Origin of the sequence: Mycobacterium sp. 236(2023), from assembly GCF_029623955.1 — a bacterium.
GTDB lineage: Bacteria > Actinomycetota > Actinomycetes > Mycobacteriales > Mycobacteriaceae > Mycobacterium.
Map to the genome: position 1 here is coordinate 356,528 of NZ_JARSBP010000001.1, position 14,264 is coordinate 370,791.

Genomic DNA, 14,264 nt, shown 5'->3' on the forward strand with positions numbered 1-14,264 from the left:
CGGGCGAACTCCTGCCACGTCGTAGTGGCGGCGTAAGCTTCGCCGTAGTGGTTACTTAAGAAAAGAATATAATTCAAGGTGAGTGAAACTGCAGGGCGAGGATCAGGTGCCTTCGAATTGGTTCTGCCCGAGGCTCTCGACGAATTTCGGCCCGAGCAGTTCGAGTTCACGTCCGTAGTCCTGCGCCCACGTGCCGAACGGGTGGTGCGCCAGGTACTCGTTGCGGAACCGGTCGTCCTCGGACACCTCGGTGGTGCAGAACGAGGGGATCGCCAGATCGACCACAGGCCCGTCGCGTTCGACCTCGGCCAGCAATAGGGGAGCGTCACCGCCCAGGAACCGGTCGATGACCCAGCCGTCCTCGCCGAGCCAGATCGACGACCGGACTTTGACGATGACGTGCGGAGCCCGCGACACGATCTGGCCGGCCACCGCAGGGTCGAGTTCCCGCTCGGCCTCGTAACGGGTGCCGCCCGCTGCCGGGCCCTTGGCCGTCATGGTGCCCATCGCCTCGTCACCCAGTGCGGTCACCAGTTCGGCGGGTGGGGCGTCGAGGCGTTCCGGTGCCGGGCCTTGGAGGCGGACGCGCACCGCATAGCCCTCGGAGACGAAGAGATAGGCCTGCGCGATGAGCAGCGGGCTCGGATCCGACGCCGCGACGGCCGGCATCTCGCGAACGAAGAATTTCCGTTCGAACTCGAAGTCGCCGATGTCGGACATGTCGCGACGTTAACCCTGCTCGTGCCGAAGGCAGCGGACCTGGGGCTCGTGTCCGGCGCCCAAACACATCGCCGAACGTGCCTAAGGTCGTCGGTGACGCGTCGGTTCGCGCTGAAGGGAGGCTTCCGGGTGGCGAGTGTTCGAGCCGGTGGTGTGCTCGATGTCGACCGCCGATTGACGCGTGCCCGACGCCGCTGGATAGCCGTTGCGTTGGCGGCGCTGTTTCTTGGTGCGGCGGTCTACCTGCTGGCGGTGCGGACCCGCCGAGGTCAGGCGATGGAGAACGCCGGTGTGCGCGGCTCCGAGCAGGTCGACGCCGAACTGCACCGCTTCGCGCTCGAGCAGTTCCACACGATCTCGGTCTCCTCGCAGGTGGCCGCGGCGCTGATCGTCGGCCTCATCGCACTTCTGCGACGCCAGCTATGGCTCTCGATCGCCGGTGTGGCGGTGATCTTCGGGAGTCAGGCGGTGACCCAGGTGCTGAAGTACCACCTCCTGACACGTCCGGACCTCGGTCCGTCGAACGGTGCGACCGCCGAGAACACCCTGCCGAGCGGCCACACGACGGCGGCGATGTCGCTGCTGTTCGCCGTATTGATCGTGATGCCCTACAGATTTCGCGGCATCGCGATGTTCTTCGCACTCACCTGGGCGGTGGGCATCGGCGCCTACACGGTCGTCATCGGAGCCCACCGTCTGTCGGACACGCTGGCCGCGGACGCGGTGGCCCTGGTCGTCGCGTGCGGCGCGTCTCTTTTCCTCGCTGCGACCGGCCGGATTCGCGCAGTCGTGTCACCCGCGGCGGCGCGATACACGCTGCGCACCGTGTTCGTCACGGTGGTAGGCGTCGTCGCCGTCGCCTGTCTGACGCTGGGCCTCGTCGCCGCGCTGGAGGTGGTGTCGGCCCGCATCAACGAGAGGCCCACCCAGTGGTATCTGTTCCTGGGCTCGCAGTGGCTGGCCGCCGCCGGATCGCTGGCCGCCGCGCTGCTGTTCTGGTGGACCTGGCACCGGCTGGAGACCAAACGCTCGGGAGATCCGGTCCGCAGCCGGTAAGGCGTTTGCGGACTCGTCAAAAATTTCTAGACTTGAGCGGAACAGACTCAACCTTGACGGCGTTGTTCAACACGACAAGCATTTCAGGGGCTGCTTCGTGCGGCCCCCTGTACTCAGAAAGGGAGGTGTCGTGGACTCGTTCAATCCGACGACCAAGACCCAGGCGGCCCTGACTTCGGCGCTGCAAGCGGCTACTGCCGCGGGCAACCCGCAGATCACGCCCGCCCATCTGTTGATGGCACTGCTCACTCAGAACGATGGCATTGCCGCACCACTGCTCGAGGCTGTCGGCGTCGAACCCGCGACCATCCGCACCGAGACGCAGCGGGTTCTCGATCGGCTGCCCAGCGCGAGCGGATCGAGCTCGCAGCCCCAGCTGGCGCCCCAGGCGATCGCTGCGATCACGGCGGCCACCAATCTGGCCACCGAGATGGACGACGAATACGTCTCCACCGAGCACCTGCTCGTCGGCCTGGCGACGGGCACCGACGACGTCGCGAAGGTGCTCACCGGCGCCGGCGCGTCCCCGCAGACCCTGCGGGAGGCGTTCACCAAGGTGCGCGGCAGCGCCCGCGTCACCAACCCCGACCCCGAGGGCACCTACCAGGCGCTGGAGAAGTACTCCACCGATCTGACGGCACGCGCCAAGGAAGGCAAGCTCGATCCGGTCATCGGCCGTGATCACGAGATCCGGCGCGTCGTCCAGGTTTTGAGCCGTCGCACTAAGAACAACCCGGTGCTCATCGGCGAGCCCGGCGTCGGCAAGACCGCCATCGTCGAGGGTCTCGCGCAGCGCATCGTCGCCGGCGACGTCCCAGAGTCGTTGCGGGACAAGACCGTTGTCTCGCTCGACCTCGGTTCGATGGTCGCAGGCGCCAAGTATCGCGGCGAGTTCGAGGAGCGCCTGAAGGCCGTCCTCGACGACATCAAGAACTCGGCCGGGCAGATCATCACGTTCATCGACGAGCTGCACACCATCGTCGGCGCCGGTGCCACCGGCGAATCGGCGATGGACGCCGGCAACATGATCAAGCCGATGCTGGCCCGCGGTGAGCTGCGACTGGTCGGCGCGACCACGCTCGACGAGTACCGCAAGTACATCGAGAAGGACGCCGCGCTCGAACGCCGTTTCCAGCAGGTGCTGGTCGGCGAACCGTCCGTCGAGGACACCGTCGGCATCCTGCGCGGCCTGAAAGACCGCTACGAGGTGCACCACGGTGTGCGCATCACCGACTCCTCGCTGGTGGCCGCGGCCACGCTGTCGGATCGCTACATCACGTCGCGCTTCCTGCCCGACAAGGCCATCGACCTCGTCGACGAGGCCGCCTCGCGCCTTCGCATGGAGATCGACTCCCGCCCCGTCGAGATCGACGAGGTCGAGCGCCTGGTGCGTCGCCTCGAGATCGAGGAGATGGCGCTGGCCAAGGAAGAGGACGCGGCATCCAAGGATCGGCTGGAGAAGCTGCGCGCCGAACTGGCCGACAAGAAGGAGGAGCTTTCCGAGCTGACGACGAGGTGGCAGAACGAGAAGGGCGCCATCGACATCGTCCGCGAGCTCAAGGAACAGCTCGACACGCTGCGCGGCGAGGCCGACCGGGCCGAGCGCGACGGCGATCTGGCGAAGGCGGCTGAGTTGCGTTACGGCCGCATCCCTGAGATCGAGAAGAAGCTCGACGCGGCGCTGCCACACGCGGAGGCACGCGAGAATGTGATGCTCAAGGAGGAGGTCGGACCCGACGACATCGCCGAGGTCGTCGAGGCGTGGACCGGGATCCCGGCCGGCCGGATGCTCGAAGGTGAGACGGCCAAGCTTCTGCGCATGGAGGAGGAGCTGGGCAAGCGCGTCATCGGGCAACGCAAGGCCGTGACGGCTGTCTCCGACGCGGTGCGTCGTTCGCGGGCCGGTGTGGCCGACCCGAACCGTCCGACGGGCTCGTTCATGTTCCTCGGCCCGACCGGTGTTGGTAAGACGGAGCTGGCCAAGGCGTTGGCGGAGTTCCTGTTCGACGACGAGCGGGCGATGGTCCGCATCGACATGAGCGAGTACGGCGAGAAGCACTCCGTCGCTCGTCTGGTCGGCGCCCCTCCGGGCTACGTCGGTTACGACCAGGGCGGTCAGCTGACCGAGGCGGTGCGACGGCGTCCGTACACGGTGATCCTGTTCGACGAGATCGAGAAGGCCCACCCGGACGTGTTCGACGTGCTGCTGCAGGTCCTCGACGAGGGCAGGCTGACCGATGGCCAGGGCCGCACGGTCGATTTCCGCAACACGATCCTGATCCTGACGTCCAACCTCGGTGCCGGTGGTTCCGAGGAGCAGGTGATGGCGGCGGTGCGGGCGGCGTTCAAGCCGGAGTTCATCAACCGCCTCGACGACGTCATCATGTTCGACGCGCTCGATCAGGAGCAGTTGGTCTCGATTGTCGACATCCAGCTGCAGCAGCTGGCCAAGCGGCTGGCCCAGCGTCGACTGACGCTGGAAGTGTCGCTGCCCGCCAAGAAGTGGCTGGCCGAGCGTGGGTTCGACCCGCTCTACGGCGCGCGGCCGCTGCGCAGGCTGGTGCAGCAGGCCATCGGCGACCAGCTCGCCAAGATGCTGCTGGCCGGCGAGGTGCACGACGGCGACGTGGTGCCGGTGAACGTCAGCGCGGACGGCGACTCGCTGATCTTGGGCTGATTGTTGGCATCGAGAGTGCGCTGAGGGCGAGATTCCGGCTGAAAAGCCACCCTCAGCGCACTCTCGACGCGTCCAGGTGCCCCGTGACCTGGTTGTTACCCGATCGGATTCGAATAGGTCCGGCAGAAGCGGATACTCTTTAGCCAATGGTCCCGCTTTGGTTCACGCTGTCGGCACTCTGCTTCGTGGGTGCGGCGGTGCTGTTGTATGTCGATCTGGACCGTCGTCGTGGGCTGGGCCGGCGCCGCAAGTCGTGGGCCAAGTCGCACGGATTCGACTACGAGCACGAGTCCGCAGACATCCTCAAGCGCTGGAAGCGTGGCGTGATGGCGACGGTCGGCGATGTGACTGCCCGCAACGTGGTCCTCGGCCAGATCCGCGGCGAGGCCGTCTTCATCTTCGATCTCGACGACGTCGCGACCGTGATTGCGCTGCACCGCAAGGTCGGCACCAACGTCACCGTCGACATGCGGCTCAAAGGCATCAAGGAACCGCGCGAAAGCGACATCTGGCTGCTCGGCGCGATCGGCCCTCGGATGGTCTACTCCACCAATCTCGACGCCGCCCGCCGCGCCTGCGACCGCCGCATGGTGACCTTCGCCCACACCGCGCCCGACTGCGCGGAGATGATGTGGAACGAGGGGAACTGGACGCTGATCAGCATGCCGGTGACGAGCACCCGCGCCCAGTGGGACGAAGGCCTGCGCACCGTCCGCCAGTTCAACGATCTGCTGCGGGTGCTGCCTCCGACACCGACCGCCAGCACGGGCCAGCCTGTCGCGCGTCGCGCGGGCTCTCCGAGCCGTCCGCTCACGCCCGCCCCCGCGGGGCGCGAGCTTCCGCCCGGCTACGCCGGACAGCCCCGGCCCGAGATGGGCAGGCCCGAACACATGGCTCGTCCTGCGCCGCCGGCCCAGCCCGTCCCGCGTAACGGGCGGCAGTCTCCGAACTATCAGCGGTAAGTATCCTCTGGGGCATGCCACGCCCCGTCGCCCTCATCACCGGACCGACGTCCGGGCTCGGTGAAGGCTTCGCGCGCCGCTTCGCCGTGGACGGCTACGACCTGGTTCTCGTCGCCCGCGACGCCGTCCGACTCAGTACGCTGGCCGCCGAGCTGCACGACGAAGCCGGGGCCGCGGTCGAGGTGATCCGCGCCGATCTCGCCGACGCCTCCGACCGGGCCGCGGTCGCCGATCGCCTCCGCGACGGCGTGCGAGTTCTGGTGAACAACGCCGGATTCGGCACCTCTGGCGAGTTCTGGACCGCCGATTACGACGTGCTGCAATCGCAGCTGGACGTCAACGTCACCGCCGTCATGCAGCTGACCCACGCCGCGCTGCCGCCGATGCTGGCGGCCGGCGAGGGCACGGTGCTCAATGTCGCCAGTGTTGCCGGGCTGCTGCCGGGCCGCGGCTCGACGTATTCCGCATCCAAGGCGTGGGTGGTCTCGTTCTCCGAGGGGCTGGCCAATGGTCTCGGCGGCACCGGTGTCGGAGTACACGCGCTGTGTCCCGGGTTCGTGCGCACCGAATTTCACGAGCGGGCAGGCATCGACATGGCGGGCACCGCGGGTTTCCTGTGGCTCGAGGTGGACGACGTGGTGCGGGAGACGATGGCCGACATCGCCAAACACAAGATCGTGATCGTCCCGGGTCTGCAGTACAAGGCCCTGACCACGGGCGGCCGCGTGGTGCCGCGAAATGTGGTGCGCGCGTTGACCAGAGTGGTTGGCAAGGGCCGTGGCAGGACTTAGGAACCCGTGCGGATAATCGCCACTCTGGCAGCGATCGTGCTCGCTGTCGCCTCGTGTTCGGGTGACTCGGGGTCCCGCGAGGACGTGTTCTCCGCCGCCTCGGCGTCGATGGGTGAGTCGATGGAGCTCCTCGGGTGGAACATGTCGGTGGCCAACCTGCGATTCGATGCCGAATATGTGCTCGTTGACGTCGACGCAACGCCCGCCAAAGAGGGTGAGCCGCACGCGAACCCGGAGGATCTCCGGTTCGGCCTCTACGGCGCACTCGCCCATCCGATCGAAGCCAACGGTCTCGGCGGCTGCGGGGACGTGACAAACCTTGACATCCAACCGTTGTCGGCCACCCCGGACCGGCTGACGGGGACGGTCTGCCTCGGCCCACTGCGCGACCAGTCCCAGGTGCGCGGCGTCTACGCGTACTCGCCCAAGGACCGCATCGCCGGCACCACCGTGGCCTATCCGGCGGCCTTTCCGGTCGGCGTGCTGCCCACCAACTCCGGCGACACCGGCCTGACATTGAAGACCAGCAGTGTGGACGCCTTCCAGGCAGACGGTTCGCAGCTCGCCCCGACGGCGCTCGGCGAGCCCACGGCTTTCGAGGGCAAGGGGTACATGTTGCTCGGGCTCGAAGTCGACGGTCTCGCACAGCAATACCGCGACGACTCGGCGAAGCGGGGCGGGCCGATGATGGTGTTGGCGGCGCCGACGATTCCCGGCAAGGGCCTCAGCCACGCCTGCGACATCTACGGGGCGTCGGTGCTCGTGCTGCCGGATGCGTCCCGCGAAGGAGTGCAGCTGCGCGCGTCGCTGTGCACGGAGGGCGAGATCAACGAGGCGCTGCTGTATGCCACGGTGTCGCTGACGGCGACGCACGCCGCGCTGTGGACCGAGGCCGTCTCACAGTGACCGACGCGCCCGGACCCACTGAGTGGGGGGAGGGCAATGGTGTCGGTCCCTGGGAGGGTGCGCTACCGGACGACCCCCGCTACGACGCCGACCTTCTCCGGGACGGAGACACCCGCAATGTCGTTGACGCCTACCGGTATTGGACCCGAGAGGCGATCATCACCGACATCGACGAGCGCAGACACCCGCTGCACATCGCGATCGAGAACTTCGGCAACGACGCCAACATCGGCGGGGTGGTGCGCACCGCCAACGCGTTCGCCGTCGACACCGTGCACATCGTGGGCCGACGCCGCTGGAACCGGCGCGGGGCCATGGTGACCGACCGCTACCAGCGGCTGCGCCACCACGACACCACCGCCGACCTTCTCGACTTCGCCGACCGGACCGGCCTGACGGTGGTAGCCGTCGACAACGTCCCCGGTGCGTCGCGCTTGGAGGACGTCAGCCTGCCCCGCGACTGCCTGATGATCTTCGGGGCGGAGGGTCCCGGCATCACTGACGACGCGAAAACCGGTGCGCGGCTAACAGTCTCGATCGCACAGTTCGGCTCCACGCGGAGCATCAACGCCGCGATCGCCGCCGGAATCGCCATGCACGCCTGGATCCGCCAGCACGCCGACCTCGGCCGCGCCTGGTAACTCCGGCCTGGGTCGTAGCAACCACCAGACCCCCACCGAGGAGATCAGCAGCAGCGCGGCGCCGACACCGGATGCCACCGAAAGTCCCTGTGTGAACGACTCTTTCGCGGCGTCGAGCAGTACCGTCTGCTGACCGGAAGGCAGTGCCTGCGCGGCGTGGATCGCGTTCGGCAGCGAGTCGCGGGCCTGCGTTGCCACATCGGTCGGGACACCCGGCGCCACAACGATGCCGCGGTACACGGCAGTGACGATCGAACCGAGCGTCGCGATGCCCAGCGCCATACCCAGTTCGTAGGCGGTCTCGGAGACGGCTGCCGCCGCACCCGCGCGTTCCTTCGGGACGCTGGCCAGGATCACGTCGCTGGCGACGGTGAATGCGAGGCCCAGGCCGACGCCGACGACGAACAGCGAAATGCCCAGCGGCAGATACGGAGCCATCGGTCCGAACACCACCAGCGTGGTCATCAGTGCCGCCATCGCCGCGCCCACGAGTGCCAGGCCTGTGGTCAGCACGGAGCGATGGGAGAAGTACCGGACCGCCACCCCGGCGAGCACGCCGAACACCGTCGCCGTCACCGCGGCGGGCAGTTCGGCGAGACCGGCCTTCAGCGGCCCGTAACCGTGGACGAGCTGAAAGTACTGGGACAGGAAGAACACCAGACCCGACAGACCCAGCACGGAGAGCAGGTTGGCCGACACGACGCCCGAGAATCTCGGGTTGGCGAACAACCGGACGTCGATCAGCGGGTGGGGGAGTCGCAGCTGTCGCCGCACGAACAGCGTCAGCCCGGCCGCACCGAGGATGCCCGCGATGACGATGTCAGCGCCGATGCCGTGGGCGAGGCCGGTGAAGCCCTCCTTGATCGCGTAGACGAGGCCGAGCATGCCTGCCATCGACAGCGCCACGCTGGGCAGGTCCCACGGGCCCGGGTCGGGGTTGCGGTGTTCGGGCAGCAGCACGATGCCGCCGACGAGCAGCACCACCATGACCGGGATGTTGATCAGGAAGACCGAGCCCCACCAGAAGTGTTCCAGCAGAACACCTCCGACGACGGGTCCGAGCGCGGCGCCCGCCGAGAACGCCGAGGCCCAGATGCCGACGGCGACGCTGCGCTCCCGCTGGTCGGGGAACAGGCCGCGGATCAGTGCCAGCGTGGCCGGTGCCAGAGTGGCACCCGCGACGCCGAGTAGGGCGCGGGTGGCGATCAGCATCTCGGGGCTGGTCGCGTAGGCGGAGATCACCGATGCGAATGCGAAAGCCGTTGCACCGCAGAGGAGAAGCCTCTTGTGCCCGATGCGGTCGCCGAGGCTGCCCATGCTGATGAGCAGTGCGGCGAGCACGAACGAGTAGATGTCGCCGATCCACAGGATCTGCGTGCCGGTGGATCCGAGATCGGCAGTGATGAACGGAGTCGCCAGCGCAAGCACGGTGCCGTCGATACCGATGAGCAGCACGGCCATGGTGAGGACGCCGAGCGCGAACCAGCGTCTAGTCATGCGGTTTTCACTCCGTTGAGTAGTAGGTCGATGATGAGTCGATCGAAGTCACGTGCGGCGGCACGGCCCGCGCGGATGGACCACGCGGTGCCGGCGATCAGGGCGTAGACCGTCTCGGTGAGCCATGCCGCTGTCAGCTCGGGCCGGAACTCACCCTCACGCTGCCCGCGCAGGAACAGGTCGGTGATGGCCGAGTCGACTTCGTCCCAGATCTCGATGGTGTTGTCCAGGTCGAGTTCCTGGCTCTGGCTGTACAACAGCGCCAGGTACGGGTAGACGGGCTCGCACGCCGTCACCAGGCGGCGCAGTGCATCCGTCGCCGAGCCTTCGTCCAGTCGCACATCCTTGAGGACTTCGCGCATCTCGGCGATCGCCAGTTCCTCCAGCGCGGCCATCAATGCCACGCGACCAGAGAAGTGTCGGTGCAGCGTTGCGCGGCTGACCCCGACGGCACCGGCGATCTCGTCTTGTGTGGCGTTGGGGCGGCGCCCGAGAAAGTCGGCGGCCGCACGCAGCAACTCGTCGCGACTCGCAGGCATGCGACAATAATAGCTCAAATGAGACATATTTGTCTCATGGCCTCTGAGCTGCCGGTAGGGCAGGATCAACGGCATGGATCAGATGTGGGCCAACCGCGCCGCCAGCGCCGAAGCCGCCATCACCCAGCGCCACTTCAAAAAGCTGTGGGGGCTGCCGGGCACCCAGCTCGCCGTCGTGGCGTGGCCGGCTGCTGGTAGGCACCGCCGCTTCGGCACCTGGCACTACTGGTGGCAGGCCCACCTGCTGGACAACCTGGTCGACGCCCAGCTCCGCGATCCCCAACCCGAACGTCTCGCGAGAATCACCCGCCAGATCCGCGGGCACCGGCTCCGCAACATCGGCAAGTGGACGAACAACTACTACGACGACATGGCCTGGCTGGCGCTGTCGCTGGAGCGCGCGGCCAGGCTGACCGGCGTGGCGCGTCCGCGGGCGCTGCACACCCTCGCCGACCAGTTCCTCACATCCTGGGTTCCCGAGGACGGCGGCGGCATCCCGTGGCGCAAACAGGACCAGTTCTTCAACGCCCCCGCGAACGGGCCCGCCGCCATCTTCCTGGCCCGCTACGAGGGTCGGCTGCGGCGCGCGCAGCAGATGGCCGACTGGATCGACGAGACGCTGATCGACCCGGAGACGCACCTGGTGTTCGACGGCATCAAGGCAGGCTCGCTGGTGCGCGCACAGTACACCTACTGTCAGGGCGTGGTGCTGGGAGCCGAGACCGAGTTGGCCGTCCGCACCGACGACGCCCGGCACGCCGAACGTGTGCACCGCCTCGTCGCGGCCGTCGCCGAACACATGGCGCCGGAGGGCATCATCGCGGGCGCCGGAGGCGGCGACGGCGGACTGTTCAATGGCATCCTGGCGCGCTACCTCGCGTTGGTGGCGACGGAGCTGCCCGGCACCTCCGACGCCGATGACCGAGCCCGCGCGACGGCCTCCAAGCTGGTGCTCACGTCGGCGCGCGCGGCGTGGGACAACCGGCAGAGCGTCGAGAACCGGCCGTTGTTCGCCGCGTTCTGGGACCGGCCCGCACAGGTGCCGACTGCGGGCACCAAGGACGCCCAGTTCACCGACGGCGCGGTGAATTCGTCCGAGATCGCCGAACGCGATCTGTCGGTGCAATTGTCGGGGTGGATGCTGATGGAAGCGGCCCACACCGTCGCAGGCGACGAATCGGACACCGTGGAGAGCGCTGAGTGAGCGAACCGACCACCGGGCGGGGGTTCCCGCTGCTGCCGTCGCGTCTCAACCGCGGCAGCAAGGCCACCAAGACCACCGACAACACCTCCGCGGCACTGCTGCTGACCTTCACCGTCATCGCGATCCTGTGGGCCAATTCGCCCTGGGCGGACAGCTATTCGGCGCTACTGGACACCCACGTCGGCGTCAGCTTCGGCAGTTTCCACTTCGAGATGACGGTCAAGCACATCGTCAACGACGCGTTGATGACGTTCTTCTTCTTCATCGTCGGGCTCGAGGTGACGCGCGAGTTCACCATCGGCGAGCTCACCGACCGATCACGAGCCGCGGTGCCGGTGGTCGCGGCGGCCGCGGGCCTCATCCTGCCCGCGGTCGTCTTTCTCGCGTTCAACCCGTCCGGTGAGAACGCGGCCGCGTGGGGTGTGGTGATCTCGACCGACACCGCGTTCCTCGTCGGGGCGCTGGCCATCATCAAGCCGATGTTTCCGGCCCGGGTGCGGTTGTTCCTGCTCACGCTCGCGGTTGTCGACGACGTGGGGGCGCTGATCGCGATCGCGGTGTTCTACTCCGAGAGCATCCAGGTCGGCCCGCTCGTCACGTCGGTGCTGCTGATCGTCGCGCTCGCGCTGGTGCGTTTCCTGCCCAAGGGTCGCGGCCCGGCCTACGCCATTCTGGGTGTGGCGCTGTGGATCGCGTTGTATATGGCGGGTATCCATCCCACCCTGGCCGGTGTCGCCGTCGCGCTGCTGATCCCCGTCTTCACCCCGGCACGGCGGCCCGTCGAAAAGGCCGTCGAGCAGATCCGCGCCTTCCGCCAGTCGCCCAACTCGCAGTACGCCCGCGCCGCGAGTCGTTCACTGCGCGAGTCGATCTCGATCAACGAACGGCTCCAGGCCGCCGTCGGGCCCACGGTGTCGTTCGTCATCCTGCCGCTGTTCGCGCTCGTCAACGCCGGCGTTCTGCTGGACAGCCAGAGCCTGATGACGGCTCTGCGATCGCCGCTGACGTGGGGCATCGTCGCGGGTCTGGTGATCGGCAAGTTCGTCGGCATCACCGGCGCCACCTGGCTGATCCGCAAGACGGGAATGGGCGTGCTGGCGCCAGGGCTGACGCTGCGCCGGATCGCCGGTGGCGCCGCGCTGTCCGGCATCGGGTTCACGATCTCGCTGTTCATCGTCGACATCGCGATCGAGGATCCGAGCCGTCAGGATCAGGCGCGTATCGGTGTGCTCGCCGCGTCGGTCATCGCGTTCGCGTTCGGCTGGGCGATCTTCCGGATCACCGACTGGCTGAGTCCCCCGGAGCCGGTCGGCATGAAGCTGCTGCGGCCCGTCGACCCCGAGCGCGACCACGCCCGCGGCAGGCGCGACGCACCGCTGACGCTGGTCGAGTACGGCGACTTCGAATGCCCGTTCTGCAGCCGTGCGACCGGCGCCATCGACGAGGTCCGTGCTCACTTCGGCGACGACCTGCTCTACGTGTGGCGCCACTTCCCGCTGGAGCGTGCCCATCCGCGGGCGTTCGACGCCGCGCGGGCCAGCGAGGCCGCGGCCCTGCAGGGCAAGTTCTGGGAGATGGCCCGCGAGTTGTTCGCCCACCAGGACGACATGGAGTGGTCGGACATCTACCGCTACGCGGTGAGCGCCGGATGCGATATCGAACAGTTCGACCAGGACGTCCGGGTGCACTCGAAGAAGGTGCTGCACCGCGTGGAGGACGACGCCGAGGATGCCGACGCGATGGACCTCAACTCGACTCCCACGCTGTTCGTCAACGGCAAACGCCACAAGGGACCGTGGGACGCGGCGAGCCTCATCCGTGCGCTGGAAGCGAGCAGGACGTCACGGCTGTGAGCGCGACCGGACGATCCCGAACGTCACGAGCGCGGCGGCGATAAGCGTCAGTGCCAGGCCCGCGGCCGTGACAGACGCCCGGAACTCGGAGGTCTGCTGGGAACTCCAGTGCGCGGTTGCGACGGCGCCGGTGAACAGGGCGGCGAGGATCGTGCCGCTGACGGCGACGCCCACGCCGGACGTCACTTCGCTCGCGGTGTCGACGAGTGCCGTCCCGGTCGTCGTCCGGTTCTCGGGCAGCCCGCGCAGCACGTTGACCGCGGCGACGACGCCGACCACGCGCATGCCCGCCGCGACGAGCGCGAGAGCGGTTGCGACCCAGGGATATCCGAAGCGGCCCAGCGCGGCGTAGACGGCGAGACCGGCCACGACCGCTGACGCGCTGAGCCAGGCGGCACGTTCCGGCCCGACGCGTTTGACGAACGGATTGACGACGAAGCTGCCCGCGATGAGGACGACGACCTGCGGCAGCATGCCGATCGCGGCGAGAGCCGGGGACCAACCCCAGTCCAGCTGAAGTTGCAGCGTCACCAGATAGCCGATGCCGGCGATCGCCAGCCCTGCCGCGGCCTTGAAAGCCAATCCGCTCGAAACCAGGGGGTGCGCAACGAGTTTCGGCGAGATCAGTGGGAAACGTGCGGATCGCTCTCTCAGGACGAACGTCGCGGACGCGACGAGCGCCGTCGCCGTCACCACCCACGGGAGCCACGAGCGGGCGCCGTCCTCGACGAACATCGTCGGTGCGACGAGCGCGAGGACGACCGCCGTCGTGCCGAGGAGTGCGCCCGCGACGTCCAGTGGGTCGCGGTGCAGATCGTCGGCGCGGTCAGCAGCGATGCCGCGCCGAACTCCGACGATCGCGAGGATTGCGATCGGCACGTTCACCAACAGCAGCACCTGCCACGGCGCGACCGCGATGACGAGCCCGCCGACGGTCGGGCCGATCGCCAGACCGATGAGGCCCACCGTCGAGATCAGCGTGATCGCCCGCAGCCGCAGGCCGTCGTCGTCGAACAGCCGGAAAGCCAGCGCCATCGATCCCGGCGTCGTCATCGCAGCGGCAACACCGGTGACCACGCGGACGGCGACGAGTTGTTCCGCGGTGGTGACGAACGCCGTCGCCAAGCTTGCGGCGGCGAGCAGGACGAGTCCGGCGATCATGACGCGGCGCCGGCCGTAGCGGTCGGCGACGGCGCCGAAGGCCAGCATCAGCCCGCCGAACACGACGGCGTAGGCCCCCGTGACCCACTGCAGCTCCGTGGTCGACGCGTGGAGGTTGCGCCCGATCGTCGGGAGCGCGACGTTGAGGATCGAGTTGTCGAGCATTTCGAACAGGAACACTGTGGACAGGCCGACCAGCGCGGGCCACGCCTGCGTCAGCGAGCGGGGAGAGACAATGCTCGGAGCAGAAGTCATGT

At 67.9% G+C, this 14,264-nt stretch carries 12 protein-coding genes; 8 read left to right on the plus strand and 4 right to left on the minus strand.

Going from position 1 to position 14,264, the window contains the following annotated elements:
• Window positions 1-102 precede the first annotated feature (102 nt).
• On the minus strand, window positions 103-720 hold the full coding sequence (locus P9A17_RS01655; protein WP_278036853.1) for a hypothetical protein: 618 nt from the start codon (window positions 718-720) through the stop codon (window positions 103-105).
• Window positions 721-813: 93 nt separating this feature from the next.
• Between P9A17_RS01655 and P9A17_RS01660 the strand changes: the two genes are divergently transcribed.
• The 6 genes from P9A17_RS01660 to P9A17_RS01685 all read left to right on the plus strand — a co-directional run bounded on the left by P9A17_RS01660 (window position 814) and on the right by P9A17_RS01685 (window position 7,753).
• Window positions 814-1,776: a phosphatase PAP2 family protein gene (locus tag P9A17_RS01660; protein ID WP_278036854.1), complete on the plus strand. Its 963-nt coding sequence runs from the start codon at window positions 814-816 to the stop codon at window positions 1,774-1,776.
• A 130-nt stretch (window positions 1,777-1,906) separates the two neighbouring features.
• The gene (gene clpB, locus P9A17_RS01665) at window positions 1,907-4,453 is read left to right on the plus strand and encodes an ATP-dependent chaperone ClpB (protein ID WP_278036855.1); all 2,547 of its coding nucleotides are present in this window, start codon (window positions 1,907-1,909) and stop codon (window positions 4,451-4,453) included.
• Between the two features lie 146 nt (window positions 4,454-4,599).
• Window positions 4,600-5,415 carry a trehalose monomycolate transport factor TtfA gene (gene ttfA, locus P9A17_RS01670; RefSeq protein WP_278036856.1) on the plus strand — a complete coding sequence of 272 codons (816 nt, stop codon included), beginning with the start codon at window positions 4,600-4,602 and terminating at the stop codon, window positions 5,413-5,415.
• A gap of 14 nt (window positions 5,416-5,429) precedes the next feature.
• Window positions 5,430-6,206, plus strand: a complete 777-nt coding sequence (locus tag P9A17_RS01675) for an SDR family oxidoreductase (protein ID WP_278036857.1) — start codon at window positions 5,430-5,432, stop codon at window positions 6,204-6,206.
• 6 nt (window positions 6,207-6,212) lie between these two features.
• Window positions 6,213-7,112 carry a hypothetical protein gene (locus P9A17_RS01680; RefSeq protein WP_278036858.1) on the plus strand — a complete coding sequence of 300 codons (900 nt, stop codon included), beginning with the start codon at window positions 6,213-6,215 and terminating at the stop codon, window positions 7,110-7,112.
• Complete coding sequence (locus P9A17_RS01685; protein WP_278036859.1) at window positions 7,109-7,753, plus strand: TrmH family RNA methyltransferase; 645 nt, start codon at window positions 7,109-7,111, stop codon at window positions 7,751-7,753. Before P9A17_RS01680 ends, P9A17_RS01685 begins: the two co-directional genes overlap by 4 nt.
• Here P9A17_RS01685 and P9A17_RS01690 read toward each other — a convergent pair.
• Both P9A17_RS01690 and P9A17_RS01695 read right to left on the minus strand, forming a co-directional pair.
• Complete coding sequence (locus P9A17_RS01690; RefSeq protein ID WP_278036860.1) at window positions 7,637-9,250, minus strand: MFS transporter; 1,614 nt, start codon at window positions 9,248-9,250, stop codon at window positions 7,637-7,639. The genes P9A17_RS01685 and P9A17_RS01690 overlap by 117 nt on opposite strands.
• Window positions 9,247-9,789 (minus strand): TetR/AcrR family transcriptional regulator, encoded by a 543-nt coding sequence (locus tag P9A17_RS01695; protein ID WP_278036861.1) that lies wholly within the window; start codon window positions 9,787-9,789, stop codon window positions 9,247-9,249. The genes P9A17_RS01690 and P9A17_RS01695 overlap by 4 nt, the downstream gene beginning before the upstream one ends.
• Window positions 9,790-9,862: 73 nt before the next feature.
• Here P9A17_RS01695 and P9A17_RS01700 point away from each other — a divergent pair, with 73 nt between their 5' ends.
• Entirely contained in the window at window positions 9,863-10,993 is a 1,131-nt protein-coding gene (locus tag P9A17_RS01700) for a glycoside hydrolase family 76 protein (RefSeq protein WP_278036862.1), read from the plus strand.
• Complete coding sequence (gene nhaA / locus P9A17_RS01705; protein ID WP_278036863.1) at window positions 10,990-12,846, plus strand: Na+/H+ antiporter NhaA; 1,857 nt, start codon at window positions 10,990-10,992, stop codon at window positions 12,844-12,846. The genes P9A17_RS01700 and nhaA overlap by 4 nt, the downstream gene beginning before the upstream one ends.
• Here nhaA and P9A17_RS01710 read toward each other — a convergent pair.
• Window positions 12,835-14,262, minus strand: coding sequence for an MFS transporter (locus tag P9A17_RS01710; protein ID WP_278036864.1), 1,428 nt, complete (start codon window positions 14,260-14,262; stop codon window positions 12,835-12,837). The two genes, nhaA and P9A17_RS01710, sit on opposite strands and share 12 nt — an antisense overlap.
• Window positions 14,263-14,264: the final 2 nt, after the last annotated feature.

Bases quoted from the DNA above. Each gene is read 5' to 3' on its own strand.
- P9A17_RS01655 (WP_278036853.1), bottom strand. From the start codon at position 720: ATGTCCGACATCGGCGACTTCGAGTTCGAACGGAAATTCTTCGTTCGC.
- ttfA (WP_278036856.1), top strand. From the start codon at position 4,600: ATGGTCCCGCTTTGGTTCACGCTGTCGGCACTCTGCTTCGTGGGTGCG.
- P9A17_RS01675 (WP_278036857.1), top strand. From the start codon at position 5,430: ATGCCACGCCCCGTCGCCCTCATCACCGGACCGACGTCCGGGCTCGGT.
- P9A17_RS01690 (WP_278036860.1), bottom strand. From the start codon at position 9,250: ATGACTAGACGCTGGTTCGCGCTCGGCGTCCTCACCATGGCCGTGCTG.
- P9A17_RS01695 (WP_278036861.1), bottom strand. From the start codon at position 9,789: ATGCCTGCGAGTCGCGACGAGTTGCTGCGTGCGGCCGCCGACTTTCTC.
- P9A17_RS01700 (WP_278036862.1), top strand. From the start codon at position 9,863: ATGGATCAGATGTGGGCCAACCGCGCCGCCAGCGCCGAAGCCGCCATC.
- P9A17_RS01710 (WP_278036864.1), bottom strand. From the start codon at position 14,262: ATGACTTCTGCTCCGAGCATTGTCTCTCCCCGCTCGCTGACGCAGGCG.